We start from the raw sequence: 24721 nt of genomic DNA, 5'->3' as shown, positions 1-24721 counted from the left end.
GTGCCTTTTATGTTAAATATTCTTGTTTTAAAAAATTCTTTGCTTTTTTGCAATAATATTTATCCTTACATGATAATAAAAAACTGTGATTATGAAAATAATTTTAGGATTGGTTTTAGTAATCTTTGTTACTTCTATAACACCAGCTTTTGCTCAACACCATTCTGGCTCTACTGCACCTCCAATTGATTTAGGGGGAATTAATGTTGCTGTTACCTCTATTTTGTCCCCTTTGGATTTTATTTTTGAAGATTCAAAGAGTGCAAATTTATCGATTAGATTTTTTAACACTGATACTAACATTAACATTCCAAGTGTCACGTATAGAGTTCAAATTTATCAAGAAGACAATCTAGTGGCAAATGAATATTTTTTTGATGAAGATGGAAAGTTAGATCTAGAAATCAGACCAACAACAGGATGTCAAGATCAAAATCTTTGGAAATGCACAAAATATTTTGGTGAGAAGCATGCTATAGCAGGTGGTTATTACGCAAGAGGTGACTCTAGACCCATAATTCAAGGTCCTGTTTTTGATAAAAATGGAGAATACACAATCAAAGTCTCCATTGTGGGTGCGACTAATCCAAAAACAATGACTACAAGTGATTTACTTTTTGAAACTTTTCTATCTATTCCACTCAAAGAAACATTTGTAGTAAAAACAGCTAATGCTCAAGAATATCCTATTGTTATAAAATCTTATGATTCTCAAATTAGTAACTTTAGTTTTGATGAGAACTCAAGCAAGCTCTCCTATGAAATGTCGTATGAATTGGAGTCTGAGCAAGATCATTCTTCAAAAAATACCAATATAATTTATTTACAAAAAAATTTTCCAGTTTTCAAACAAGGATATGATATTGGTGTATATGTAGAGGGAATAAAACTTCCAGACAATGCAATAGTTTATGATATATCCTCTACTGATGAAAATATTCTTCGAATAAGTATTCCACATGAGGAAATGATGCAGATAGAGACCAAACTAAACTCCAAGAATAGTAATAATATGAATATTGAAATCATATCTGGACAAAAGACTGAACTACATCACCTAGATTTTACTTTTGAAAATGGTTACACTGCAAATGTTACATGGGACTCAAAACTCACATCTGGAAAAGAAATACCATTCACAATTTCATTTTTTGATAATTCAAAAAATCTGGCTAAAAATACATTGTTTGCATATAGCATTTCAGATTCATCTGGAAAAGATATCTGGTCCAATATTGGTTCACATGATCAGCATCTAGGTCTGTTAGCTCAAAATGGTGTTATTCAAGAATCTATTTTGATACCTAAAGATGGGAAATATCAATTTAAATTAATTTTAACTGGGCAAAATTCTAAAAACTTTGATAGTTTTTTTACATCAAAATCTGATTTTAGTTTTTCTTCAAATAATTTACTCTCTGAACAACAAACTACAGTTATTCCATCCTGGATTAAAAATAGTGCAGGGTGGTGGGCAGATGGGATTGTTGCAGATAGTGAATTCATTCAATCAATTCAGTTTCTTATCAAAGAAAAACTCCTGATAGTAAATACTAATCAAGTAAATACAAACAATTCTGAAGAAATTCCTTTATGGATTAAAAACAATGCTGGATGGTGGGCTCAAGGATTAATTTCTGAAAGAGATTTTGTAAAAGGAATTGAATTTCTAATTAGTCAAGGAATAATCAAAGTTTCTTAATCCTTTATGGTAAATAGCATACCACAAATTAAAACACATTATGATATAATTCTCAATTTATTGTAATTTATGTCAACTATAATTCAACACAAATATGACCAAAAATCAAACCAGTCCTTTTCTCTGGTTGAACTTGAGGCCAAAAACCCAGCTTCAACCAGTTTGTTGGCAATGGATATGATGGGGTTATCTTGGATTTTTAACAAGGATGATGTTTAATGCAAGAATATCTTGATGTAGTGTATTATTTTTTAGAGCAAAAAACTTGTTCACTTGTCTTGAGACTAAATCAGTTTAGAAATACAAATTCTCCAAGATTTGCAAAGAATCTGCTTGAAGAATTAAAGTGATAAAAATTAATTCAAACTCTACTTAGATATGTTAAAATATCTGGCTTGTACTTTTTTAGTATTAAATCTGAGGTAAATATCACGTTAAATTTTTCTTTAATTGTAAAAAATTCATATTTGATAACTGTATCTTTGATCACGGTGCTTTAACTTGAATGATACAGATAGAACTAAAGTGATCATCCGTAATCTACATTCTGATGATATTCCAAAGGTTGTAGAATTACAAAAAGCTTCATTTCCCTTAATGGCAGCTGAAGGTGTCTATTGGAAGCCAGACCATTTGAAATCTCACCTAAGTGTATTTCCAGAAGGTCAGTTTGTTGCTGCATACAAAGATAAGATCATTGGATCTTGTAGCAGTCTAATCATAAATTTGGAACCTGAATACAAAGAACATACATGGCAAGAAGCATGTGGTGGAAGCCTCTTTAAGAATCATAATCCCAAAGGAGATTCTCTATATGGTGCCGATGTCTCTGCCCATCCTGATTTTAGAAGACTAGGGGTTGCAACAAAATTGTATAATGCAAGAAAAGATTTGGCAATTAAACTTGGATTGCGTAGAATAATTTCAGGTGGGAGGTTGATCAATTATGGTGAAAATGCAAAAAATATGACTCCTTTGGAATATGTTCAAAAGGTAAAAAGACATGAAATCAAAGAACCTGTCTTGTCTTTCCAGTTGAGAAATGGTTTCAAATTTATTAAAATTCTACCTAATTATATGAAGGATCCACGATCATTAAACTATGCAACTTTTATTGAGTGGAAAAATCCCCAATTTGTAGAATAAAATGATCATTGATTGTCATGTTCATGTTAATCAGTATGAGTTAACAGAACACATTCCGCTACTTGAGGATAGACTGGAAATGCTTCAAACTGAAATGATCAGCAATAATGTAGATTATGCTATCATTTTATCATCTTACAAGGTAAACCCACAACGACCATCAACAAAACAAATCATTGATGGAATCAAAAAATATGATAATCTGGGTGTTGCAGCAGGATTTACAATTGATAATCACACAGATGAAGATCTAAAGCAATACCGAAAATGGATTAAAGATGGTCACATTAAAGCCATGAAAGTTTATTCTGGATATGAGCACTACTATCCTTATGATGAAAGATACCAGAAAGTCTATGATACATGCATTGAATTTGACATTCCTGTAATGTTTCACACTGGTGATACTTATTCAGAAAAAGGAAAATTACGATATTCAAGACCTCTTAATCTAGATGATGTTGCAGTTGATAATCCTGAACTAAAAATAGTAATGTGTCATTTAGGCAATCCTTGGATTCAGGATGCCCAGGAGGTACTCTACAAAAACAAGAATGTTTTTGCAGATGTATCTGGACTTGTTGTTGGTTCTTTTGATCACTTTTTTGAAAAAATGATGAAAGATAAGGTTGCTGAATTAATTAACTATGCAGGAGAACCTAGATATTTGTTGTATGGTACTGATTGGCCAATTAGTACAATGGATTCATACCTTAACTTTGTTGCAAAACTCAATATCAAAAAAGAATTTAGAGATAATTTTATGTATAAAAACGCAAAAGAACTCTATAAAATTTCCTAAGATACTATCTTACGGTAATTTTTCACAAATCCCTTAAATTTTATAACATATACTTTACATTATGGAACCAAACATAGGAATCTCTCCTGATAATTCAAAAAATATTGTGGGAATTCTAAAAAATCTACTCTCAGATGAGTATATTTTGTATACAAAGACTAGAAACTATCATTGGAATGTAACTGGAATTCAATTCAATGATTTGCACAAGTTCTTTGAATCCCAATATGAAGAAATAGATTCCATTATTGATGAGGTGGCAGAGAGAAGTCGTTCACTAGGTGGAAAATCAATGGCCACTCTAGAAGAATTTCTTAAAAACACAAGACTCAAAGAACAAACTGACACCTATCCAGAGGCAAAAACTATGCTGAGGAATCTTTTAGATGATCACGAGTCTGTAATACAAAGTTTGAGAAAAGATCTTGAAACTTGTACACAGCTAGGTGATGCAGGTACTTCTGACTTTCTAACAGGTCTTATGGAACAACATGAGAAAATGGCTTGGATGCTACGTGCGTTTCTTGAATGATTCAGTAAATCATCCATAATCTATTTTTTTTATTCTCACTGAACTGCCTTTTGTTTCTAAATAATGTCCGATAAAATTTGTCATCTGTTCTCCAATTTTATATCCCAATGCCCCTTCCATCATTCCTGATTTTTCAATCTTATTTGACATCTCTTCGCTTATCTGTATATTGAAAAAAGTCCACCCAAATTTTTGAAATGGCTCTTCAATTGTGTATCCATTTTTTACATTGCATTCATTTTCTAATTCCTGTAATGCATTTTTTACAATGGTAATCTCTTTGTCATAACTTCTAGTGCTTAACTGAAATAATGGATTCATATTGCTTATAATCCATTATGTGGTTAATCTTTAAAATCTATGTTATTTTAGGAATTGATTTGTTCTTGTAGAATTCTTTCTACTTCTTTTCTATGTTTTTTACAATACAATCCAGAATCTTTACAATCTTGACACTTTAGATATTTGTCATAGTCAATCATATGGAAAATTTTTCTTAATCCATTAAAAGATCTTTCTACTCACTCCCCATTGAAAATACATGCTTTGATAAAATCATGAATTTGGGACAATTTTTAGATCAATTTTTGATCTACTGTATTACAAAATAGTGACCCAAATTATACCTAATTGGTATATTTTTTTCAATTTCACCTATAGAAATCTAAGTAAAAATATCGATTAATATGGCAGCAAAGAAAAAAGCAGCAACTAAAAAGACAACAGCAAAAAAGGCTTCAAAAAAGAAATAATTTTTTGAAGTTCTGTTTTTTTTAAAAAATTCATTTTTGTTTATTCTAAAATTAGATAGTTACCTTGATTCAATGAAAATAACATCTACAAGATCTTGATTACTTCTTTTTGTAACCGTGTCTCTGTTGGCATTATGAAAATTTTGTAAATGTGCTTTTCTTGTTTTGATCCCATATTCTCTGCAGAGCCTGCAAAAATATGTGATCTGTCTTTCCAATCTTGGTCTTGATTGGTTTTGTTCATATTCTTGATGGAGAACTTGCATTGTTTTTCACTAAAACAATCTATATTTTAATTTTGTCATAAAAATGACATCAAGTAAAAAATAGACATATTATGCAAAATCTTTATATTTTGTAATGTCTATTACATTAATTTGGTGATAACAAATGTGGTTTGATGACCAATTCGAAAATACATTTCGAAGATTGTCGAATCGCTTTTTTAATTCCGGCGACGTCTTCGATTATCCAATGGGAGGACAAGTCCAAACTTTCGGTCCCTATTATTATGGATATGAAATGACCGTAGGTTCTGACGGAAAACCTCATGTCAAGGAATGGGGAAATGCTAAACCAGTTTCTGCAATTAGTGGATCTGGTGTACGTGAACCATTTGTTGATGAGACAATTGATGAAAAAGGACGAATACTAAAACTCGTTACTGAGATGCCAGGAATTGAAAAATCTGACATTAAAGTAAACGTGGATGATAACACTGTGTCCATTTCAGCAGAACATGGGGATCGAAAATACAGTACAAAGATTCCTCTCAAATACAAAGTAGATGAAAACTCTGCTAAAGCAAAGTACACAAATGGAGTACTAGAGCTGACTCTTTCACTTGCCGAAGAAAAACCAAAAGGCAGGTTAGTGTCAGTTGAATAGGAGGGAGATTATATGACGAAAACTACAATCTCTCAGATCAGAAAATCTGTCAAATCTTCATTTGACAAAATTTCTTCATACCCTGAGGATATAGTAAACAAATGGAGGATTGGCAGAAGAAATTTCCCTTGAGGTGATATTCTTTGCCAGATACTTCATGTAGGAAATGTGGTGGAGACCTTCAAGTCAACTTGAAGTGTTTCCATTGCACTAATCCCATTCAGGAGATTTGCAAGAATTGCTTCAAGACCACACAAATCAAATTCCATAGTAAATGCATGTGTGGTAATCTCCTGAGTCATACAGTTGCTTCGCTGGCATAAATCAAAGAACGAATGATTCACTGATGTGGAGGACTATCCTCCACATTCTTTAGTTTCTTAACTTCTATTGGTAATTTTTGAGAAATTCTCTATTTTGGCGATGATCTACATATGTGGTAAATTATTGATCTGAATTTTATTTTGATTTTTTTAACTAAAAAAATTTAACCAAAGCTCAGTTTGTGCTTTTGTTTTGTATTTAAAACACAATGAATTTCCAAATTTGCTATGGCAAAAGCCAAAAAAACTGTAAAAAAAGTTGTTGGAAAAGCAAAACGTACTGCAAAGAAAGCAGCTAGTACAACCAAAAGAAAGGCTAGAAAACCCGCAACCAATGCAAAACGTACTGCAAAAAAAGCAGCTAGTACAACCAAAAGAAAGGTTAGAAAAACTGCAACTAAAGCAAAACGTACTGCAAAGAAAGCAGCTAGTACAACCAAAAGAAAGGTTAGAAAAACTGCAACCAAAGCAAAACGAACTGCTAGAAAAGCTAAACGTTAGAAATAATTTTTAGTTATTCTCATTTTTCTCTTTTTATCATAAACCATTAAAAATTCTCATTTTACTGTTGTATTTTTTTGGTAAAAACCAAATTTCATCAAAGGTTATAATTTTGACACTCTATACTAGGATAGACAAAAATGTCTTTAAATCCACAAAATAAAAAATTCAAAATATATGCCATAGTTCTTGGATTAACAGGAATAGTTGTTACAGGAGCTTATTTTATTCCTGCACAAAGTACTGTAATTAGTATTCCTGAAAAACAAGTTGAAGACCAATATGATGCATTAGGCTATGTGCAAAGATTTGTTGTTACAAGTCCAACATTTGTTTTTGATGGTGACATTAATACACTTCATATGGACTATTTGGGCTCTACAAAATCTATTCCTTCTCAGCATATGTTCCGTGCAACATTTGATTCATCTCATGGTGGTTTTGGAAATAGAGAAGGACAATTCCTAATCCAAGTTATTACTCCTCACACAATGGAAATCATTGTATCTGAAGGAAATGTAATCTCTGCAGTTACTGATGAAACCTGGGATGAATTAAACAATCAGTATGTTCTAAAAAAACCTCAATTAAAACTGCAATCTAGTCAAGACTCGATAATAGAGTTTGAAGGACAAGTAATAGACTATCAAACACTTGTTAGCGCAATAAAATCCCGTGGCCTTTTGGTAAAGCAAGTTGATGAGATTATCGACTCTCCATTCTTAGTCTCCACTAAAGTTCTCTCTGTTAGTGATATAGATCTACAAGTCTATGAGTTTGGTTCAGCATCAGAAGTTCAAAAAGCCATAGAAATGGTTTCTTTAGATGGAACTGAGATTGGATTGAGTATAATTAGATGGATGGATGTTCCTCATTTTTACAGCCAAGGAAAAATAATTGTTCAATACATTGGACATGATCCTGAAATGATTAATCTGCTTGATTCATTGTTAGGCAATCAGTTTGCTGGTATGTAGATTTAATTTTTTTATTTTTTCTAATTTCAATCAATTGGACGCAGAAATTTTTCAAACACAATGTATGCCTTCTAGTTAATTCACATCTCGTATGATCTGATTCTTAGCATCAACATAATTACTACATGTATCACAAAGCCAAAGTGTCACATTTTCTGCTTTAATCCATTTTGGCAATCTTCGATTATTACATTTTTCACAAAACAAACTCATGGTTTATCCTAGTTCTAGCTCTATTTGTACTGGCCTAATTTTCTAATCTGATCTTGTTATGCCATTCTTGGAAAAATGACTAAATCTTATACAGATTTACTTGTTTTTTTGCCCCATTTTAACTCAAATTCTTTCTGAGTTATTGGAATTCGAGTTTTACACTTTGTGCATCTACGCATTTTATTATGTTTTGAATACCTCCAAACATGTGGTTCACTTTTTTGATGACAGTTCATGCATATCTGAATTCTATGTCAACTTAAGCGTATTGGAATTCAAAATTCATGTTTTTACACATCATAACTACTAATTTGTTAAAGAAACTTTCAATTGTTTCTCAAATTAGAATTTTGGTTGAAACCAATATTGTGAATGCAGATATTAACCCAATTGCCATGATGTTGAGAACTAAACCATGTCTTACCATTGCCTTGATTGAAATCTGTGCTTTTTCATAAATTAGTGCATTCGGAGGAGTTCCCATGGGTAGTAGAAATGCAAATGATGTTGCAACTGTTATTGCAAACAAAACTGGTAATGGTGTCCATCCATAAAGAATGGCCATCGTTCCAACGATTGGAATGAAAATTGCAGCTGTTGCAGTATTAGATTTAACATTAGTTAGAAACATAATCATTGTGACTAAAACAATAATTACTAATTCAAATGGATAGTTTCCAACAAATGAAAAAGAATGGGCAATCCAATTTGCCAATCCTGAATCTACAAATGCTAAAGACAACGCAAATCCTCCTCCTAACAAGAACAACAATCCGTAAGGAAGTTTCTCAATCCCTGCCCAATTCATCAAGCTCTCAGAACGTGTCTTTGGCAAAATAAATAGGGAAATACCACCTAAAATTGCAATTACAGAATTTGTAATAAATGATCCTTCGGGTTGCCATAGAGGAATTGTGAACATCAATACAAGCACTCCTACAAGTACACTTAGCACCGTTTTTTGCTCCATCGTCATTTTTCCAACTTGTGTCTTTTCTAACAAAATGATTCTCTTGATTTCAGATGTTGTTTCATGATTATTTTTTCCAATTTGTGTATTCATGTATAATCCACAAAGAATCAGCATTGAAAATGCAAGTGGTGTTCCAAGTATAGACCATTCTGCAAAAGTTACTTTATGTGAGAACATCTCCATTACTGTTGCAGCATAAAGTAAATTTGGTGGTGCACCAATCAAAGTTGCTACACTTCCAATGGATGACGAATATGCAATGGATAACATGAAAATCACCTTGAACTTTGTTGTAACAAAATTTGTTTTAGATAGTGCAGTCAAAATTATTCCTGCAATTGGAAGTAATATCAAAACAACTGTGGTACTCATCACTACTGTAGAGAGTAATGCTGTAGTAATCATAAACCCCCAAACTATTCTTTTTGGAGAATACCCAAATATTGAAATTAATTCAAATGCAATTTTTCTATGTAATCCTGATTTTTCAATTGCAAGTGCAATCATAAACATTCCAAGTAATAATATGATTATTGGATGCATGTACTCTGCTGCAATTTGTTTTACTGGGAGTATTCCTAATAATGGAATTAATCCTATTGGAAGTAACGCTGTTGCATAAACTGGTATAGCTTCTGTGATCCACCATACAATCATCCATACAGAAATAGCTAAAACTGCCTTAGCAGTATAGGACATTCCTTCTGGTGTTGGCATAAATAAGATTAGGAAAAAAAGTAAAGGTCCTAAACCCATACCTAATTTTCTTAAATTAAATTTCATCGTTTTATTTTCTCATTTTGAACTATTTTACTAGTTTTAATTCCATTTTAGATGTACTCCTAATTGAATTTGCTGAATCATCAAGTGGAACAAGAATCTTTTTGAATTTTACCATGTTCAAGCGTGGTATATTCAATCATTGTTGATAAAGATATTAGATAAATTTCAAATTTGAAAATGTTTATCATACTCATAAAGCAAACAACTAATCAAGATTAGAATTGAGAAAAATTGAAGTTATTTGTTATGAGCAACAAAGCAAAAGCTTAGAATATACTTTTAAAAAATACAAAATCCCATTTCATGTTGAATTAACTATGGCAGAAGATGAAAAACTTCTTCGCTATACTGGAATATGTCCTGATTCTTTGGCAAACGCATTAACAAACGAACTAAACAAAATTATTGATACAAGAAAAAAAGAGTTGTATGTGACTAGTTTGGCAATTGAGGCCACCCTATCTGATTACCTTTCAAACTATATCAAAGAACTTGATAAAAAGAAAGTCAAAATAAAAAAGAAGAAACTCATTGAAGAATACGAGTCATTAATTGAGCCAAATGTAAAGTTTAACAAAAATCTACTTTTCATGATTGTTATTGCAGCAGGAGTTGCAGTGGCCGGATTATTTGCAAATAATGCATCTTTGGTAATTGGTGCAATGCTTATCTCCCCTTTGCTTGGACCGATCTCTGCTTTTTCATTTAACACTGCAGTGGGTAAGACTGACAAAATGCTCAAGGCATTTGTGTCTGGATCAGTTCTACTTGTTTCAGTCATTGCAACTGGTGCCATAGTAACTGGAATTACTGTACAATTCGTAGATTTGCCATTAACTGATGAAATACTATCTAGAACTATTGTCTCTCCTGTATTTCTCGCAGTAGCAATTGCGCTTGGTTTGGCAGGTGGTATCGCAATGTCTTCAAATATTCCTGGAATTTTAGTTGGTGTTGCAATTGCAGCAGCATTAGTGCCTCCTGCAGCTGTCTCAGGAATAGGAGTGGCTCTATGGGATTTTGAAATCTTTTCAAGTGCACTAACTCTAACAGCAGCTAACATTATTGGTTTGGTATTGGGAATGATGGTCGTATTCTTTATTGGTGGTGTCACTCCTAGAAAGTTTTACGAAAAAGAAAAGGCTCAACGACACATGATTATTACAATTACCATTTTTATTGGACTGAGTATATTGCTTGGATTCTTATCACTAAAACCACAATTTTGAAATTTCATCTAAATTATAGATATTAAAATAAATTTTGAAAACAAAAACACAATTCAAAACTTGTTATTGTTTTGTAGTTAACAGATGACACTGGGATTCATGATGTATGGTATTAATTATATCGTCATAAAGTGACATTTCCACCATGGATAGTTTGGGATAATCGACTATTAGTAGATCAATTTTGTTTTCTTTAACATAGTCAATTACCCAATGTGAAACAGAATCAGTTAATCCAAATTTTGTTTTAATTTTAACTCCTTTCTCCAAAGCAATTTTTTTCCAATTTTCTAATTCTTTCTTTAGTTTTGAAATCTGAGCTTGAGATCTTTTTTTGTCCGATTTTGTCTCAAAAAAATACAATTTTGGTTGGATTTTGTGCATGCATTCAACTACAGTTAACTCTGAATCAAATTTTTTTGCCATCTCTAATCCTATGTTAAATGATTTTTTGGTGTGGGTTGGAGTAATAATTGCAACAGCTATGTTTTTGAAAATTTTTGCCATTTTATCTTATAACCTAATTTATTGTTCTAACTTTAAAACCCTGGGTAAGTTTTGCTAAATTAGTTAAATACAATCTCATTTTGCTTATAGATTGATTTGAATTTAAAGAAGTTTCTTGGAAAAATAAAAAATTATTGCTAGCCTAATAAACCGCTAGCAACAAGATAAGCACCTGCTCCCATTCCTACTATTGCACCAATTCCCATGCAGATTAGATCGAATTTGACAACTTTTTTGAATGGAGCATGTACCATTTTATCCCAGTTTGAGATTTGTTGTGTTTTCATGATTGTGATTAAGATTTGTCACACATAGCAAGTACTATCTTTCTTAGATTACTGGTAAGCTTATTAGCTTACTATCATATATGATAATTAATTATCTATCAAATGCATGCGAGAACAATGTTTCCCTAGACCAGAACAAATTTGTGAACTTTTTTCACAATGTTCTCGCTATTACTCCATTATCAGTAAAATTTCATTTTCATCAAAGGCTTTAAAGAATAATTTTGTAGAAATGTTATGAAAGTTTTCTTAACAGTCATTGTATTGTTTTTCTTGAGTTTTACAGTGTTACAATATTCTTTTGCAGATGAGACAAAAATATTATTCATAAGTCCTAATCTGGTTGATTGTGTTGGTGTTGCACCCCAAAAGTGCATGCAAGTCAGAGAAGATGAAGATTCTCGATGGCAGAATTTCTATAATTCAATTGAAGGATTTGATTATGTCCAAGGAAAATCTTACACTATATCTGTCAAAATCACCGATGTAAATAATCCACCTGCAGACTCTTCAAGTAAAAAATACACTCAGATAGAAATTCTTGACCAAAAATCATACTCTAAACATATTCCATACAATAACTTGTGTGCTCCAGGGTTTATTTCCCTAGGTGAAATTTGTGTTCTAAATGACCGATGTGGACCTGGAATATATCCTGGTAAGGTATGCATTATGGATGGAATGAAACAACCCTACCTTAGACCATCGCTTCAAGGAAATGCAGGAATTGCAGCATCTGATGTTATATGTGCAGAAAACTTGAATCTTATCTTCAAATCTCATGATGGGTCTCCTGCATGTGTTAGCAATCATGCAATGGAGAATCTGGTTGAGAGAGGCTGGCAGAAGAGTTTTCCAGTTTTTGCATGTACCCTAGAATATGCACCTGTTTGTGGAATTGATGGAATAACATACGGCAACAAATGCATGATTAATTCTCAACACATTACAATTGATCATACTGGTGAATGTCTTGAATAGATTCATTCCTATCATTTCTGTAGTTGGAATCAGTATTTTGATTTTAGTGGTGGGTTTGTATTCATATGATTCTAAGCCAATTCCTCCTGTTACTCAGCAAGATCTTAGATTGATGATAGATGATTGGATGAATAACTCGGATAGAAATGATCTAGATCAACGCTTAGAAATCATGAAGGCATATTATACATTTGAAGAGTCAGGGCAAAAATTAACTGATGACCAGGATGGTCGAGTAATGTTAAACCAAATTCGAAAGATGATTAGTTTTGATATTCCAAAAACAGAACTTGATCAAATCAAGCAAGACATTCGAAATGATCTCAAAGAAAAAGGGTTTGAAATTAAAGAATGATTTTTTATCTTTCAAAAATAGATAATTAGAACCATTTATGACTCTCTATTGAGAAGAGAAAATGAAACCAAAGATCCTCGCTTTTGCTGGAAGTACTCGTACTGATTCATTTAACAAAAAACTAGTCAAAGTTGCTGCTCAAGGAGCAAATGAATCAGGAGCAGATGTAACTGTGATTGATCTTCGAGATTACCCTTTGCCTCTGTTTGATGAGGATTTGGAAAAAAATGAAGGAATACCATCTAATGCAAATAGATTAAAAGAACTCATGTCGTCTCATCAGGGATTTTTAATTTCATCTCCTGAATATAACAGCTCAATTTCTGGAGTTTTAAAAAATACAATAGATTGGACATCTAGACAAGGTGATGATGAGCATCAGTTATCCTGCTACAAAGATAAAGTTGCAGGATTGATGAGTGCATCTCCTGGAGGTTTAGGTGGGTTGAGAGGTTTGGTTCATGTTAGAGCAATTCTTGAAAATATGGGAGTTTTAGTAATTCCAAATCAAATCGCAGTATCAAAAGCTCACGAAGTCTTTAATCCTGACAATTCTCTAAAAGATCCTAAACAAGAAGAAAAAGTGAAAAGTATTGGAATTGATTTGACCAAACTTTTACAGAAACTCTATTCCTCGTAAGAAAGAATGATTTGAATTTTTTAAACAGCATTTACATTAATTAGAATACTGGATAATCTTCATTATTATAATGCTATATGGCCAAACAATTTACAAAATTAGATCAGAACATGATAAAATCTTTGGAATTTTCAATATTTGTTGTGTAATTAATTTCAATATGATGTAATCGTTATTGTTGGAGACCTTAAGCTGAAATAGTAAAATTCAGCTATGTTGATTAAATGAATTAATTAATGTTTTAAGCGAAATTTGCACATGATTAAAAATAAAACACTTTCTAAAGTTTCTAACATTCTAGATTTAAAAATATTATATTTGTTGAGATGAATTTCTAATGATTAAACAACAAATGAATATGCGTGTAAAACAAGATAAAATATTCAGTACATGCAAACTAAAAGGTAGTTGGAAACAAAAAGACAAAAGTCAGAATTTCAGATCTAAAGAAAATGGTTCTTCGATAACATTAACTTTACAGGGAGGTTTGACTGAAACTCTTTCTTTTAAAAAAGGAGCAGACGTTTTCATAAAAGGAGATTTAATCCAATACTATGATCAGGATTTACTGTAGCTGCAAATGTCCGAATTATTTTATGGTTTTCTGTCTGTAATAATCACAATTATTTTTTATTTTATTTCTAGACAGATAATTAATAAAAAATTACAAGATCTGCAAGGATCTGATAAACTTCTAGGGATGGTATCTATTGGAATCATTGTTGGAGAGTTAATTTACTTAGGTACGTCCTTTGGATTGTTTAATCTTGCATTAGAGGTAATTGCATCAATAGGTGCTGCAGCAGTGGTGCTTGGAATAGCGCTTCAAAATCAATTAAAAAATGCAATTTCTGGAATTAGCATATTTCTAAATTCCCAAATCAACGTTGGTGACACTATTGAATTTGATTATGTAAAGGCAAAAATTATGGGATTGCATTTAACAAAAACAATTGCAGTGACTGAAGATGGGATTAAGATGATTATTCCTAATCATAAATTCAGTGAGGAAATGGTGTTAGTTTTTCCAAAACATTAGTCTGATAGTGAAAAAAATCTAATTACTAATGTCATTACAACTCCTATTACTACGCTCACAGAAATTACAATGATTAGGTTTTTTCCACTATGGAATCTGCATCATAAATTTTATTTAATCTATTCCTGCTCCGCCTGTGGTATTTTTACTAAATTCTTGCAATTTTCTTGAACATGCAAGAAGCTCTTCATCGGTATGCTTACCTTTTGGTCTTCTACACATTGGACAATTTTCGTCTCCCGATGATTGTTTGGATGGTGCATTCATCATGGCAAATAACTATGTAGTTATCCTTTATAGTAGTTTTCATTAATTTGAACTAATTATGAATGATAATTTTACTTGTATGAAACCAATTGCATTTATCTTTACATTACAAAATCACACGTATCATTTTATAATTAAAAAATATTAGATAGTTTTATAAAATGTGAAATGATAATATTCTGACAACATGACAGTGTTAAATGATCAAAAAAATAATTCTAGTATTTGTAATTGTAATTTCAAAAATATCTTTTTAAACAAATATCTGGGATTCTGATAACGAATATTTTGTTATGATGAGTTTACAAGAAACCGTTTGTCAAAGATGTGGAAAAAATTCTGTTGTCACAGATGTAGAGTCACATGAAATATTTTGTTCAAATTGTGGGATGGTAATTGAGGAAAGAGTAAATGATCGAAGAGCTGAAAGAACATTTGCAAATTCTCCTACAAACAAATCTCACACAGGTGGAAAAATATCATTAGCAAAACATGATCGTGGTCTTAGAACAATGATCAATCCTTTTGATAAAGACTCTGCGGGAAATCTCTTATCCACACCAATGAAATCCTCTATGAAAAGACTCAGAAAATGGGATTCTAGAAGCAGTATTAAAAGACATGATGAAAGTAATCTTCAATTTGCACTTTCTGAAATGCTAAAGGTAAAAGAAAAATTATCGTTGCCTAATGCTGTAATTGAAAAAGCATCTTATGTTTATAGAAAAGCCCTAGAAAAAAAACTCATTAGAGGCCGTTCAATATCTGCCATTGCTGCTGCATCTCTTTATGCTGCATGCCGTGAATCTGAGACTCCTAGAACAATTCGTGAAGTTGCTACCTCCATGGGGATAAAACTCAAAGAAATTACGGCTAGTTATAGGCTTATTTTCAAAGAGCTTGAGCTTAAAGTGCCTGTAGTTGATTCAGTTTTGTGTATTTCAAAAATTGCAAGCAATGCTGAAATTTCTGAAAAAACTAAGCGATTTGCCATTAATATTCTAAAAAAAGCAAAAAAACAAAACTTGTTGGCTGGAAAACATCCGATGGGTGTTGCTGCATCGGCTTTGTACCTTGCAAGTATTAATTTAGAAGAGAATAGAACTCAAAAAGAAATTGCTGATGCAGCAGGAATAACAGAAGTTACTGTAAGAAATCGATGTAAGACACTCAAAAAATTAATTTGAAATTACATTAAGAAATATTCTTCAATGTAATGGTTTATCTAGAATTTCTGTAACTTCTCTCCATGTTGATGTAGATATGATGGTAAGAATAATACTATACTACGTCGAACAATTTTTAATCCTGATTTAATACTCATAATCATAATTCTAAATTTTTATCAAAAAACAATATAGGTGTTAAAATCTTTATTGTATTATTTATTCAGGAAAAATTCTTCCTACCAAAACGCCACTTCTCCAATCTTTTTCTTTCATAATCTTCAAGATCTCTATTTTTCGTCATATTGTAAATTAGTGAAAAAAAGATATAAAATATTATAAAATAATTTATTTATTTTAAAGTAATAAGCTTACAAAATAATAAAAACTATTTTCTGTTATCCTAGATTATGGATCATTCCTTTCTGTTGCTTTCTTGCACGATTCACAAAAATCAGATTGTAGCAGAAAAACTTCGTCATTTAGATGGAGTAAAGGAAGCAATTCCCGTGTTTGGATCGTTTGACTGTGTCGTAAAAACTGACAAAATGACTTCTGATAATGTCATGCAACTCATAGTATCAAGTATACGTCCGCTTGATGATGTTATTAGCGTGCTTCCCCTCTATTCCTCGCCACCAGTAATATCGAATCCTCATGTACGATAACAGTCATCTTTCCATTCATGTTTTTGATGATGTAATTGTTGTCAAAAATCAAAATGGAATGGAAAAACATTTTCCTAGATGTAACATGACTAAAATAGAGATGTTCGTTTTAAACATGATAAAAAAAGGAAAACTAGATGAACTATTACAATAATCTATATCGCTAGCTTATTTTTCATAATCAAGCTTACAAAAAATTATCTTGCCTTATGTCTTATTAAATTCATGATGAAAACAATGGTGAGAAAATGAATATTTATGATAAAGAACAGATAGACTGCTCAAATTGTGGAAAATTTATTGGTGAATTAGATGTTGGCTCAAGTCTTATCTTTCCATTATGCAGTATATGCACAAAAAAAGAAAAACGAATCATTAGAAATGGTATATCTAGCATTCTTGTACCTGTAGATTTGACAAAAAAATCGACTAGAGCACTAGATGCTGCAATATATTTTACTAAACACCTTGGCTCATCTGTTACTGTAATGCAAGTTATTCCTGAAATAAATTTTGGGAGATCTCTTGTGATTAAGGATGTTCTCAAAGAATTACAAGACACTGCTGAATCCTCTATTAATTATGCCAAAACATACTGTGAAAATAAAAATGTCATCGCAAAACAAATCATTGTTAAAGGTGATGAGGCTGAAGAAATAATTAAAACTGCAAAAAAATATCATCACGACCTAATAATTATGGGTTCCTCTGGAAAAGGCGTTTTAAAAGAATTGGTTTTTGGTAGTATTTCCAATTATGTATTACAAAATTCACGAATTCCTGTCATGATTGTAAAAGAGACTTCAAAAAAATTAGGCACAAAAATTGATAAAAAATTACCAAAATCAAAGCACTCAAAGGAATCAGGAAGACATGGAAGTGGAATTCCATTGTCTGTGATGAAAAAACGAGCAGGTCTCAATTAAAAATTTACATTTTTATAAAATCTAATTTGAAATAATTGTTGTAATTAAAATTAAAATTATTACAATTGGTGTGGCATATTTTATAAATGAAATTGCATGATGTGGAATGTTGAATCTTGATGATGCATTGATATTTTCAAGAATTTTCTTTTTGTCTACAAACCATGTAACTATGACCACAAAAATCAACTCAGATAATGTAATTCCATATGTCCCAAAAATATAATCCATACCATCTAAGAATTTTGTATTAAAAATTTCCAAATTGGTACTACTGTAGCTTAATGCAGATGGTAAACCTATTATGATTATACCTATAATTATGATCTTGCTTGATTTTTTATTTGATATTTTGAATACATCTTGTAAAGATGCATTAGGTACTTGAAATAATCCTACTGCAGATGTTAAACCCGCAATCAATAACAAAAAGAAGAATATTGCACCAATAAAAAATCCAAAATTAATATTTGAAAAAATATTTGGTAAAACTTCAAAGATTAAAGGAATTCCACCTTGAGGGCTCATTCCAAAAGAAAACACTAATGCAAAAATTAACAATCCTGAAATTATGGAAACTGCTGTATTTGCCCCAATTATTATTGACGATGATCTAATCAAAGAATGTTTTCCACGTAGATAACTCCCATATGTCAAAAGTGATCCAGAACCTAGGGATAAGGAGAAAAATGCTTGACCGAGAGCTATTGACCAAATCTCAGGCTCATTTATCTTAGTAAAGTCTGGTTCCAAAAAATATGATATTCCTTGGTCTGCACCAGGAAGTGAAATAGCATAAAGCATTAATGGTATGATTATTCCAATTAGGCACAAAATCCCTACTTTGTTGAAAATTTCAATTCCTGATGTAATTCCACGATTAACAATTATGTACACAACTAGTGAAATTGCAATAAATGAAATTATTGGATAGTAAGATTGTGTAAATTCTTCAAATTCTAGAAACGATTGACCTAAATTTGAAATAAAAAATGAAAGAATCCATCCTAATATTACAAGATAATAACTTAGCATTGCAAATGAGACTAGTGCAATTAATACGCCTCCCCATCTGAATTTTTTTGAAATATTTTCCAATGCTGATACAATTGACAGTTTGTATCTACGTCCAATCCCGAATTCTAAAAGCATTAAAAGAAAACCAAAACTTGCAACAATAATTAAAAATGGAATTAAAAAAGCACCCCCTCCATTTTCTCCAACTATGTATGGAAATCTCCAAATGTTTCCTATTCCTACTGCAGATCCTACACAAGCAAGTACAAAACCTAACCCTGAACCCCATTTTTCAGATTTTATATTTTCATTACTCATTTTTTTGAGTGAAAACTTGCATTATTACAAATAAAAATTTATTACAAATAGAATATTCTAAGCTATAATTTTTATTTTAAGCTATGCGTTTTTGATTGTAGATATTTTTTCATATATCTTGCTTAAATTAGAAAAATTAGCTTACAACAATCTAAGTAATATCATGACTAATTATTCACATGCTGAAAAACTCTACTGATAGTTGGTCTGATCTTAAAAGTCATTATTTTCATAATTTGAAAACTTTACAGACTGCAATTACTGTAGTACATAATTCATCTATTGAATTAACACGACTTTACTCTGAAGTAATTAGAAAGTCAAAAACTAGCTCTCCAGAAACTACGAAACAATTTATTCATTCTTGGATTAAAAAAATTGATACTGATTATATTGAATTGATGCCTGTTATTAAGGAAGATTATGAGAAAATAATATCTGATCCTACTGAAAAATCTCTTCAAGATTTAGGATTTAAAATACAAGAAAAATTACAAAAAGACTCCATTTCAAAGTTGGATGCTTATCATGTAACACTTCGGGCTTTTTATAAAACATGGAAGGAGATGTGGCCAAACTAATGATTTGTGTTGTGTTATTATGAAAAATCTATTAGATCCAAACAATGATTATTTAAAAACTGAAGAAAATGTTAAAAAATATCTTCAAAGGTTATCTGATGCGCAAGTAAAATCATATTATGATATGATCGAATTCACTACTTTTCCTGTACTCTTGGCTCAAGAATACTCTAAACGATTTAAAAAAACTAAAAAATAAATCCATAAAATAATTGGAAAGATTTTAAGAGGAAATATATAATATTTTTTGTAATGGATAAATTTGAAATCGTATCTTCAAATTTTTTGGAGCTGGCAAGCGAGCAGAGACTCCGAATTCTCTCAAATCTTACCATCAGACCTCATAGAGTCTCTCAGATGGCTAAAAAACTAAATGTTACATCTCAAGAAATCCATAGAAATCTTGAGCGCCTCTCAAATTCTGGATTTGTCAAAAAAGGTACAGATGAACACTTTCACATTACTACTGTTGGGCAATTGATGCTAAGTCAAATGCCTTTGATGTTGTTTGTTTCCACCAATCAAAAATATTTCTTATCTCATGATATAGGACAACTACCTGTAAAATTTGCTCGAAGATTGGGTGTTCTTGAAAACTGTGAACACATCAAAGGTGTGACTTTGGTATTGGATACATGGAAGAAAATTTACAAAAACTCCAAAGAATTCATCTGTGATATCGTAAATGAATCTCCCCCTGGAATGGATGATGCACTTTTAAAAAGAATAAAAAATGATGTTAAGTATCGCCACATTTTTCGCAAGGATCTCAAGGAGCATGAAGGAAGAGAAGAAGACTTGCAAAAGCTTGGATATTATGATTTAATTAAGAAAAATAAAATCGAACGCAAAGAGATTGGCAATATTGGAACAATTCTAATTTTAAATGAAAAAGAAGCTGGAATAATTTTTTCAACTTCTGATGGCGAACCAGATCTTCGACACATGTTTTATGGAAAAACTAGTATGTTTCATGAGTGGTGTATGGATTATTTTGAGCATTACTGGAAAAAGGCAAAAAAGATTTCTAGGCATCACTCAAGAAAATCAAATACAAAAGAAGCTTAATTTCATAATTCTTGCTTATGCAAAATCATATACTATGTTTTTTTATTATATTTTATGCAGAACATTAATGACAAATTTGGCGTTCTAGTCGCGATTGCTGTGACTGCTATTGCAATAGGTGTTGTTGCTGGTTTTGAATTTGCTGCAAACAATTCAATTCAGCAACAAGGAACCTCTGTAATTGATAGAACCGTATCAGAACTACAAAATGCTCCTGATGTGTTTGATGATGTATCATCAAACGTACTAGAAAAAACAGAAAATTTGGTAACTGACATACCTCAAATTACTGATGAAATTTTAGAAGAATCTGAAACCCCTTCTGAAGTCTTGGATAAAACATCTGATGTGATAGTTGATGTATTACCTGATGTACCAAAGGTAGTAAAACAATCTGAAGGAAAATTACTTGAAACTGTAAGCATTCCTCTTGAGACAGGCACTCCTGGATGTGAAATATCTGATGCCTGCTACATTCCATCCAAAGCAGTTATGAAAAAAGGCGGTGAGGTAATATGGACAAATCATGACTCTATTCCACATACTGTTACTTCTGGCAATCCTCATGATGGTCCTGATGGGCTATTTGATAGTGGATTGATAATGGCTGGAGATACATACTCAATTAAACTAGATCTGGCCTTTGAATACGACTATTTCTGTCTGGTACATCCATGGATGCAAGGTAGCATTTCTGTAAAGTAATCCATTCTTTTTTTAATTATGTTCAAATAATTTTTCTAAAATATTGAATCTTCAACACACTATCCAAAATTATAAGTAATTTCATAAGCTATTGTTTTTAAAATTAGCTTATTCTTTTATCAATGTTAATGTGAATTTAGAACAAAGTAATCTCATGTTAAAACTCGAACAACTACAACAACTAGTTGAGGAAAAAGGTGAAGTCATGGTCATGTCTGACACTGGAGAAAAATTTGAACTCCACAAACACAACGTCAAATTTGACAAATCCTCCGATCTAGTAGAAATTGACGGTGATGCAAAAAAATTTTGGCTGTTGCCATCAAAAATTTCGTATTGCTGGACACACAACAAGGCAAAAGAAGAGTAATTCTTTTTTATTTTTTTCTAAAATGTAGTAATTTAGTAAAATTATTTGAGTTTACATAAAAAATTCCTGATGTGTATGTTATTTACAATATAAAATTACAACTTTTCCATGGCAACAAAAAAACGTACGTCTAAAAGAAAACCTGTAAGACGTATAAAGAAAGCTGTAAGAAAAACTGCTAGAAAAGCAAAAAGAACTGCCACAAAAGCAAAAAAAGCTACTCGAAAAGTCAAACGCACAGTAAGTAAGGCAAAGAAACGAGCAACTTTGGTAGCAAACAAAAGAAAAAGAGAACTTCAACAAGCAAATAACAAAATCAAAAGCATGAAGAAGGCTCTTAGAACCGCAGAAAAATCAGCTAGAAAAAAGAAAACATCTTATCAAAAAGCATTGAAAAGAGCATCAAAAACTCAATGATTTTGATAATGTGATCTATTTTTTTATTTTTAATCTAGTCGTAAATTTTTTAGGTGTTTTTGTATCTCCTGAAATTCTCACATGTGATATTCTAAATACCATTTAATTTCTCAGAAGAGCATTGATTTTAAATTGGATTTTATTGCAATTGAGATAGGTATAATTGTAATTCTCATAGGATTTTATGCTCTTTTTAGCGGTCTTGAAATTGCCATAGTTGGAACTAGACGCTCAAAAGTAATGCGACTTTATCGAAAAAAAGTATCTGGTGCTAGGGCTCTTTACAAATTAAAATTAAATCCAAGTATGATGACATCTAGTGTTAACCTTGGAAATACGTTGGTAAATGTTGCATCTTCGGTTCTTGCTGCCGATGTAGCAATCAAACTATTGGACAATCAAGGAGTGGGGATTACTATTGGAATAATGACATTTGTCATTTTGATATTTGGAGAGATATTTCCAAAAACATACTCATACATTCAATCTGAAAAAATGGCTTTACGATTTAGTCCGTTTCTTCTTGCATTTACATATGCTATGTATCCATTTGTTTGGTTCTTGGAACATTTAACAAAATCCTTTTTGAAACTAGTGGGAGGTAGTAATTACCCAAAACCAATCACTGAAGAAGATATCAAAGAAGTTGTTGATTTAGGTTTAACAGAAAAAGCTATTGAAAAAGAAGAACATAGTTTAGTTCGAAAAGCTTTGGAATTTGATGATAAGCCAATTATTGATGTAATGACTCCCAAAGAAGATATTTTTGCATTAGATGGCAATAGTAAGTTATCAAATGTTTTTTCATCCATTAAGGCAAAAGGATTTTCTAGGATTCCTGTATATTCTAAAGCCATTGAAAACATTGTTGGCATATTACACATATGGGATATTGCAAAAATACCTGAAAAGAAATATGAAACTACCAGAATTGGAAAAATTTCTAGAAAGCCATTATTTGTATATTCGAGTGAAAAAATCAGTAATTTACTTGTAGAAATTAAAAAAAATGAAAGCCATATTGCAGTTGTTTTAGATGATGATGAAAACTTGCAAGGAATAATTACCATCGAGGATCTTCTAGAAGAAATAGTAGGTGATATTGATGGAGAAGTTACTCGATGATATTTCTAGAAACAATCAAAATCACACCTATAATCATCAATGAGAATCACACTGTTTTATAATATATGAGAAAAGTGTGGGATGACTATTCATGGTAATAAGATCCTTCAAAATCACCACTCCCCAAGTCACTTATCTGATTAAAAAAAAATTATGGGCACAAGTCATAGTTGCGCTATTTTTAGGGTTGGCTCTAGGCATCATTTTAGGTCCTGAAGTTGGAATATTTGAAAAAAATACTGCTGAAGTAATCACTGAATGGTTATCAATTCCTGCTAATCTATTTCTAAAAATCATTCAAATGATAATTGTACCGTTAATCTTTGCATCTATTATCAGAGGACTCACATCGTCTGGAAGTTTAGAACAATTACAAAAATTAGGTTTGGGAGTAGCTGTATATTTTGTGATTACAACTCTGATTGCTTTAACAATTGGGATTGTTGTCGTTACTGCCATATCTCCTGGAAATTTTATAGACAGCACTTTGATTCGAGAAAGTTTTGGTCTAGAAGATGTACTACCTGTTGAAAAAACTGAGTTATCAATAATGGATATCCCCCAAAGTATAGTGGGTGTAATTCCAAGTAATCCATTGGCATCTTTTATGTCTGGAGAAATGTTGAGTATAATCATTTTTGCATTAATTGTTGGAGTTTCCATGATTTCCTTGCCAAAGAAGAGCTCTCAACCAATACTTGACTTACTAGAATCTATTCAAAATATCACAATGAAAGTAGTTTCGTGGGCAATGCGATTAGCTCCTTTTGCAGCATTCGGTTTGATGGCAAGTATCACATCAAAACTTGGTCTTTCTGCATTAGCAGTACTTGGTGCATACATGATTACAGTCATTATTGGTTTGTTTGTAATGTTGGTTGTCTATATGATTATAATCAAATTTTTTGCAAAGAGACCTTTAACATCCACATTTGCAATGATGAAAGATCCTCAACTCCTTGCATTCTCTACATCTAGCTCTGCTGCAGTAATGCCATTATCCATTAAAACTGCTGAAGAAAAAATGAAAATAAAACCAAAAGTTTCACAATTCATTATTCCATTAGGTGCAACAATTAATATGGATGGAACAGCACTATACCAAATTGTAGCTGTGTTTTTCCTTGCACAGTTTTTTAGCATTGATTTGGGATTTACTACAATTCTTCTAATCACAGTAACTGCTCTTGCAGCATCCATTGGTGCTCCATCAGCTCCGGGAACAGGAATTGTAATTCTGTCCACCATTTTAATCGCAGCCGGTATTCCTCCAGTAGGCATAGTTCTTCTACTTGGGGTTGATAGAGTTTTGGACATGACTAGAACAATGGTAAATGTTACTGGAGATCTTACTGCTTGTCTGTTCTTTGATAATCGAATTAATGCAGATGAAATAGATATTGAAAAATCAGGCTAGTCTGAGATTTGATTCAATTTTATTTTTGTATCTGGAAGTTTTGTGA

At 31.6% G+C, this 24721-nt stretch carries 33 protein-coding genes; 25 read left to right on the top strand and 8 right to left on the bottom strand.

Annotation, left to right across the window (positions count from 1 at the left end):
- Positions 1-91 precede the first annotated feature (91 nt).
- The 6 genes from K5790_RS05615 to K5790_RS05590 all read left to right on the top strand — a co-directional run bounded on the left by K5790_RS05615 (position 92) and on the right by K5790_RS05590 (position 4182).
- The gene (locus tag K5790_RS05615) at positions 92-1702 is read left to right on the top strand and encodes a hypothetical protein (protein ID WP_297593191.1); all 1611 of its coding nucleotides are present in this window, start codon (positions 92-94) and stop codon (positions 1700-1702) included.
- Between the two features lie 69 nt (positions 1703-1771).
- Positions 1772-1921, top strand: coding sequence for a hypothetical protein (locus K5790_RS05610; protein ID WP_297593189.1), 150 nt, complete (start codon positions 1772-1774; stop codon positions 1919-1921).
- The gene (locus tag K5790_RS05605) at positions 1921-2052 is read left to right on the top strand and encodes a hypothetical protein (RefSeq protein WP_297593187.1); all 132 of its coding nucleotides are present in this window, start codon (positions 1921-1923) and stop codon (positions 2050-2052) included. The genes K5790_RS05610 and K5790_RS05605 overlap by 1 nt, the downstream gene beginning before the upstream one ends.
- 151 nt (positions 2053-2203) lie before the next feature.
- The gene (locus tag K5790_RS05600) at positions 2204-2848 is read left to right on the top strand and encodes a GNAT family N-acetyltransferase (RefSeq protein ID WP_297593185.1); all 645 of its coding nucleotides are present in this window, start codon (positions 2204-2206) and stop codon (positions 2846-2848) included.
- A gap of 1 nt (position 2849) precedes the next feature.
- The gene (locus K5790_RS05595) at positions 2850-3650 is read left to right on the top strand and encodes an amidohydrolase family protein (RefSeq protein WP_297593183.1); all 801 of its coding nucleotides are present in this window, start codon (positions 2850-2852) and stop codon (positions 3648-3650) included.
- A gap of 61 nt (positions 3651-3711) precedes the next feature.
- A complete protein-coding gene (locus tag K5790_RS05590) occupies positions 3712-4182 on the top strand; it encodes a DNA starvation/stationary phase protection protein (protein WP_297593180.1) in 471 nt (156 codons plus the stop codon).
- A gap of 9 nt (positions 4183-4191) precedes the next feature.
- On the opposite strand, the gene K5790_RS05585 is transcribed toward K5790_RS05590, so the two are convergent.
- Both K5790_RS05585 and K5790_RS05580 read right to left on the bottom strand, forming a co-directional pair.
- A complete protein-coding gene (locus K5790_RS05585; RefSeq protein ID WP_297593179.1) occupies positions 4192-4503 on the bottom strand; it encodes a hypothetical protein in 312 nt (103 codons plus the stop codon).
- A 490-nt stretch (positions 4504-4993) separates the two neighbouring features.
- Positions 4994-5200, bottom strand: a complete 207-nt coding sequence (locus K5790_RS05580) for a hypothetical protein (protein ID WP_297593177.1) — start codon at positions 5198-5200, stop codon at positions 4994-4996.
- A gap of 124 nt (positions 5201-5324) precedes the next feature.
- Between K5790_RS05580 and hsp20 the strand changes: the two genes are divergently transcribed.
- Positions 5325-5822, top strand: a complete 498-nt coding sequence (gene hsp20, locus K5790_RS05575) for an archaeal heat shock protein Hsp20 (protein ID WP_297593175.1) — start codon at positions 5325-5327, stop codon at positions 5820-5822.
- Between the two features lie 155 nt (positions 5823-5977).
- Here the strand turns inward: hsp20 and K5790_RS05570 are convergent, their stop codons facing one another.
- Complete coding sequence (locus tag K5790_RS05570) at positions 5978-6124, bottom strand: hypothetical protein (protein WP_297593173.1); 147 nt, start codon at positions 6122-6124, stop codon at positions 5978-5980.
- Positions 6125-6373: 249 nt separating this feature from the next.
- On the opposite strand from K5790_RS05570, the gene K5790_RS05565 reads away from it, so the two are divergent.
- Positions 6374-6646, top strand: a complete 273-nt coding sequence (locus K5790_RS05565) for a hypothetical protein (protein ID WP_297593171.1) — start codon at positions 6374-6376, stop codon at positions 6644-6646.
- A 140-nt stretch (positions 6647-6786) separates the two neighbouring features.
- Positions 6787-7623 (top strand): hypothetical protein, encoded by an 837-nt coding sequence (locus K5790_RS05560; RefSeq protein ID WP_297593169.1) that lies wholly within the window; start codon positions 6787-6789, stop codon positions 7621-7623.
- Positions 7624-8173: 550 nt separating this feature from the next.
- Here K5790_RS05560 and K5790_RS05555 read toward each other — a convergent pair.
- Positions 8174-9592: a DASS family sodium-coupled anion symporter gene (locus K5790_RS05555; protein ID WP_297593167.1), complete on the bottom strand. Its 1419-nt coding sequence runs from the start codon at positions 9590-9592 to the stop codon at positions 8174-8176.
- A 221-nt stretch (positions 9593-9813) separates the two neighbouring features.
- Between K5790_RS05555 and K5790_RS05550 the strand changes: the two genes are divergently transcribed.
- The gene (locus K5790_RS05550) at positions 9814-10821 is read left to right on the top strand and encodes a TIGR00341 family protein (RefSeq protein ID WP_297593165.1); all 1008 of its coding nucleotides are present in this window, start codon (positions 9814-9816) and stop codon (positions 10819-10821) included.
- A 63-nt stretch (positions 10822-10884) separates the two neighbouring features.
- Here the strand turns inward: K5790_RS05550 and K5790_RS05545 are convergent, their stop codons facing one another.
- Both K5790_RS05545 and K5790_RS05540 read right to left on the bottom strand, forming a co-directional pair.
- Positions 10885-11328 carry a universal stress protein gene (locus tag K5790_RS05545; RefSeq protein ID WP_297593163.1) on the bottom strand — a complete coding sequence of 148 codons (444 nt, stop codon included), beginning with the start codon at positions 11326-11328 and terminating at the stop codon, positions 10885-10887.
- A 137-nt stretch (positions 11329-11465) separates the two neighbouring features.
- A complete protein-coding gene (locus K5790_RS05540; RefSeq protein WP_297593161.1) occupies positions 11466-11615 on the bottom strand; it encodes a hypothetical protein in 150 nt (49 codons plus the stop codon).
- A 237-nt stretch (positions 11616-11852) separates the two neighbouring features.
- Between K5790_RS05540 and K5790_RS05535 the strand changes: the two genes are divergently transcribed.
- From K5790_RS05535 to K5790_RS05515, 5 genes are all read left to right on the top strand, one after another.
- Positions 11853-12596 (top strand): DUF4377 domain-containing protein, encoded by a 744-nt coding sequence (locus tag K5790_RS05535; RefSeq protein WP_297593159.1) that lies wholly within the window; start codon positions 11853-11855, stop codon positions 12594-12596.
- Complete coding sequence (locus K5790_RS05530) at positions 12589-12951, top strand: proteinase inhibitor (protein WP_297593157.1); 363 nt, start codon at positions 12589-12591, stop codon at positions 12949-12951. Before K5790_RS05535 ends, K5790_RS05530 begins: the two co-directional genes overlap by 8 nt.
- A 61-nt stretch (positions 12952-13012) precedes the next feature.
- Positions 13013-13591: an NADPH-dependent FMN reductase gene (locus K5790_RS05525; RefSeq protein ID WP_297593155.1), complete on the top strand. Its 579-nt coding sequence runs from the start codon at positions 13013-13015 to the stop codon at positions 13589-13591.
- Between the two features lie 337 nt (positions 13592-13928).
- Complete coding sequence (locus K5790_RS05520; RefSeq protein ID WP_297593154.1) at positions 13929-14165, top strand: hypothetical protein; 237 nt, start codon at positions 13929-13931, stop codon at positions 14163-14165.
- A 6-nt stretch (positions 14166-14171) separates the two neighbouring features.
- The gene (locus tag K5790_RS05515; protein WP_297593152.1) at positions 14172-14630 is read left to right on the top strand and encodes a mechanosensitive ion channel domain-containing protein; all 459 of its coding nucleotides are present in this window, start codon (positions 14172-14174) and stop codon (positions 14628-14630) included.
- Positions 14631-14744: 114 nt separating this feature from the next.
- Here the strand turns inward: K5790_RS05515 and K5790_RS05510 are convergent, their stop codons facing one another.
- Positions 14745-14897, bottom strand: a complete 153-nt coding sequence (locus K5790_RS05510) for a hypothetical protein (protein ID WP_297593150.1) — start codon at positions 14895-14897, stop codon at positions 14745-14747.
- Between the two features lie 296 nt (positions 14898-15193).
- Here K5790_RS05510 and K5790_RS05505 point away from each other — a divergent pair, with 296 nt between their 5' ends.
- Together K5790_RS05505 and K5790_RS05500 are read left to right on the top strand one after the other, a co-directional pair.
- Complete coding sequence (locus K5790_RS05505) at positions 15194-16084, top strand: TFIIB-type zinc ribbon-containing protein (protein ID WP_297593148.1); 891 nt, start codon at positions 15194-15196, stop codon at positions 16082-16084.
- 895 nt (positions 16085-16979) lie between these two features.
- Positions 16980-17657: a universal stress protein gene (locus K5790_RS05500; RefSeq protein WP_297593146.1), complete on the top strand. Its 678-nt coding sequence runs from the start codon at positions 16980-16982 to the stop codon at positions 17655-17657.
- Positions 17658-17678: 21 nt separating this feature from the next.
- On the opposite strand, the gene K5790_RS05495 is transcribed toward K5790_RS05500, so the two are convergent.
- Complete coding sequence (locus K5790_RS05495) at positions 17679-18992, bottom strand: sodium-dependent transporter (protein ID WP_297593144.1); 1314 nt, start codon at positions 18990-18992, stop codon at positions 17679-17681.
- A gap of 179 nt (positions 18993-19171) precedes the next feature.
- Here K5790_RS05495 and K5790_RS05490 point away from each other — a divergent pair, with 179 nt between their 5' ends.
- From K5790_RS05490 to K5790_RS05455, 8 genes are all read left to right on the top strand, one after another.
- Positions 19172-19573 carry a hypothetical protein gene (locus tag K5790_RS05490; protein WP_297593142.1) on the top strand — a complete coding sequence of 134 codons (402 nt, stop codon included), beginning with the start codon at positions 19172-19174 and terminating at the stop codon, positions 19571-19573.
- A 19-nt stretch (positions 19574-19592) separates the two neighbouring features.
- Complete coding sequence (locus tag K5790_RS05485) at positions 19593-19772, top strand: hypothetical protein (RefSeq protein ID WP_297593140.1); 180 nt, start codon at positions 19593-19595, stop codon at positions 19770-19772.
- 53 nt (positions 19773-19825) lie between these two features.
- Complete coding sequence (locus K5790_RS05480) at positions 19826-20641, top strand: transcriptional regulator (RefSeq protein WP_297593139.1); 816 nt, start codon at positions 19826-19828, stop codon at positions 20639-20641.
- A 54-nt stretch (positions 20642-20695) separates the two neighbouring features.
- Positions 20696-21346, top strand: a complete 651-nt coding sequence (locus K5790_RS05475; protein ID WP_297593135.1) for a plastocyanin/azurin family copper-binding protein — start codon at positions 20696-20698, stop codon at positions 21344-21346.
- Positions 21347-21500: 154 nt separating this feature from the next.
- Positions 21501-21716, top strand: a complete 216-nt coding sequence (locus K5790_RS05470) for a hypothetical protein (RefSeq protein ID WP_297593133.1) — start codon at positions 21501-21503, stop codon at positions 21714-21716.
- A 108-nt stretch (positions 21717-21824) separates the two neighbouring features.
- Positions 21825-22133: a hypothetical protein gene (locus K5790_RS05465; protein WP_297593131.1), complete on the top strand. Its 309-nt coding sequence runs from the start codon at positions 21825-21827 to the stop codon at positions 22131-22133.
- A 132-nt stretch (positions 22134-22265) separates the two neighbouring features.
- The gene (locus K5790_RS05460; RefSeq protein ID WP_297593129.1) at positions 22266-23258 is read left to right on the top strand and encodes a hemolysin family protein; all 993 of its coding nucleotides are present in this window, start codon (positions 22266-22268) and stop codon (positions 23256-23258) included.
- 91 nt (positions 23259-23349) lie between these two features.
- Entirely contained in the window at positions 23350-24675 is a 1326-nt protein-coding gene (locus K5790_RS05455; RefSeq protein WP_297593127.1) for a dicarboxylate/amino acid:cation symporter, read from the top strand.
- Positions 24676-24721: the final 46 nt, after the last annotated feature.

This window comes from Nitrosopumilus sp., from assembly GCF_025698945.1.
Taxonomy (GTDB): domain Archaea; phylum Thermoproteota; class Nitrososphaeria; order Nitrososphaerales; family Nitrosopumilaceae; genus Nitrosopumilus.
The sequence above is the reverse complement of the archived record's forward strand: the minus strand, read 5'-3'. Positions and strand labels throughout refer to the sequence as shown.

Coding starts and splice junctions, on each gene's coding strand:
- K5790_RS05510 (WP_297593150.1), bottom strand. CDS start 14,897: ATGAATGCACCATCCAAACAATCATCGGGAGACGAAAATTGTCCAATG.
- K5790_RS05505 (WP_297593148.1), top strand. CDS start 15,194: ATGAGTTTACAAGAAACCGTTTGTCAAAGATGTGGAAAAAATTCTGTT.
- K5790_RS05595 (WP_297593183.1), top strand. CDS start 2,850: ATGATCATTGATTGTCATGTTCATGTTAATCAGTATGAGTTAACAGAA.
- K5790_RS05615 (WP_297593191.1), top strand. CDS start 92: ATGAAAATAATTTTAGGATTGGTTTTAGTAATCTTTGTTACTTCTATA.
- K5790_RS05455 (WP_297593127.1), top strand. CDS start 23,350: ATGGTAATAAGATCCTTCAAAATCACCACTCCCCAAGTCACTTATCTG.
- K5790_RS05480 (WP_297593139.1), top strand. CDS start 19,826: ATGGATAAATTTGAAATCGTATCTTCAAATTTTTTGGAGCTGGCAAGC.
- K5790_RS05570 (WP_297593173.1), bottom strand. CDS start 6,124: ATGACTCAGGAGATTACCACACATGCATTTACTATGGAATTTGATTTG.
- K5790_RS05470 (WP_297593133.1), top strand. CDS start 21,501: ATGTTAAAACTCGAACAACTACAACAACTAGTTGAGGAAAAAGGTGAA.
- hsp20 (WP_297593175.1), top strand. CDS start 5,325: ATGTGGTTTGATGACCAATTCGAAAATACATTTCGAAGATTGTCGAAT.
- K5790_RS05555 (WP_297593167.1), bottom strand. CDS start 9,592: ATGAAATTTAATTTAAGAAAATTAGGTATGGGTTTAGGACCTTTACTT.
- K5790_RS05545 (WP_297593163.1), bottom strand. CDS start 11,328: ATGGCAAAAATTTTCAAAAACATAGCTGTTGCAATTATTACTCCAACC.
- K5790_RS05485 (WP_297593140.1), top strand. CDS start 19,593: ATGAAAAATCTATTAGATCCAAACAATGATTATTTAAAAACTGAAGAA.
- K5790_RS05605 (WP_297593187.1), top strand. CDS start 1,921: ATGCAAGAATATCTTGATGTAGTGTATTATTTTTTAGAGCAAAAAACT.
- K5790_RS05565 (WP_297593171.1), top strand. CDS start 6,374: ATGGCAAAAGCCAAAAAAACTGTAAAAAAAGTTGTTGGAAAAGCAAAA.
- K5790_RS05525 (WP_297593155.1), top strand. CDS start 13,013: ATGAAACCAAAGATCCTCGCTTTTGCTGGAAGTACTCGTACTGATTCA.
- K5790_RS05475 (WP_297593135.1), top strand. CDS start 20,696: ATGCAGAACATTAATGACAAATTTGGCGTTCTAGTCGCGATTGCTGTG.
- K5790_RS05465 (WP_297593131.1), top strand. CDS start 21,825: ATGGCAACAAAAAAACGTACGTCTAAAAGAAAACCTGTAAGACGTATA.
- K5790_RS05560 (WP_297593169.1), top strand. CDS start 6,787: ATGTCTTTAAATCCACAAAATAAAAAATTCAAAATATATGCCATAGTT.
- K5790_RS05500 (WP_297593146.1), top strand. CDS start 16,980: ATGAATATTTATGATAAAGAACAGATAGACTGCTCAAATTGTGGAAAA.
- K5790_RS05490 (WP_297593142.1), top strand. CDS start 19,172: ATGCTGAAAAACTCTACTGATAGTTGGTCTGATCTTAAAAGTCATTAT.
- K5790_RS05580 (WP_297593177.1), bottom strand. CDS start 5,200: ATGCAAGTTCTCCATCAAGAATATGAACAAAACCAATCAAGACCAAGA.
- K5790_RS05515 (WP_297593152.1), top strand. CDS start 14,172: ATGTCCGAATTATTTTATGGTTTTCTGTCTGTAATAATCACAATTATT.
- K5790_RS05520 (WP_297593154.1), top strand. CDS start 13,929: ATGATTAAACAACAAATGAATATGCGTGTAAAACAAGATAAAATATTC.
- K5790_RS05610 (WP_297593189.1), top strand. CDS start 1,772: ATGTCAACTATAATTCAACACAAATATGACCAAAAATCAAACCAGTCC.
- K5790_RS05540 (WP_297593161.1), bottom strand. CDS start 11,615: ATGAAAACACAACAAATCTCAAACTGGGATAAAATGGTACATGCTCCA.
- K5790_RS05535 (WP_297593159.1), top strand. CDS start 11,853: ATGAAAGTTTTCTTAACAGTCATTGTATTGTTTTTCTTGAGTTTTACA.
- K5790_RS05585 (WP_297593179.1), bottom strand. CDS start 4,503: ATGAATCCATTATTTCAGTTAAGCACTAGAAGTTATGACAAAGAGATT.
- K5790_RS05495 (WP_297593144.1), bottom strand. CDS start 18,992: ATGAGTAATGAAAATATAAAATCTGAAAAATGGGGTTCAGGGTTAGGT.
- K5790_RS05590 (WP_297593180.1), top strand. CDS start 3,712: ATGGAACCAAACATAGGAATCTCTCCTGATAATTCAAAAAATATTGTG.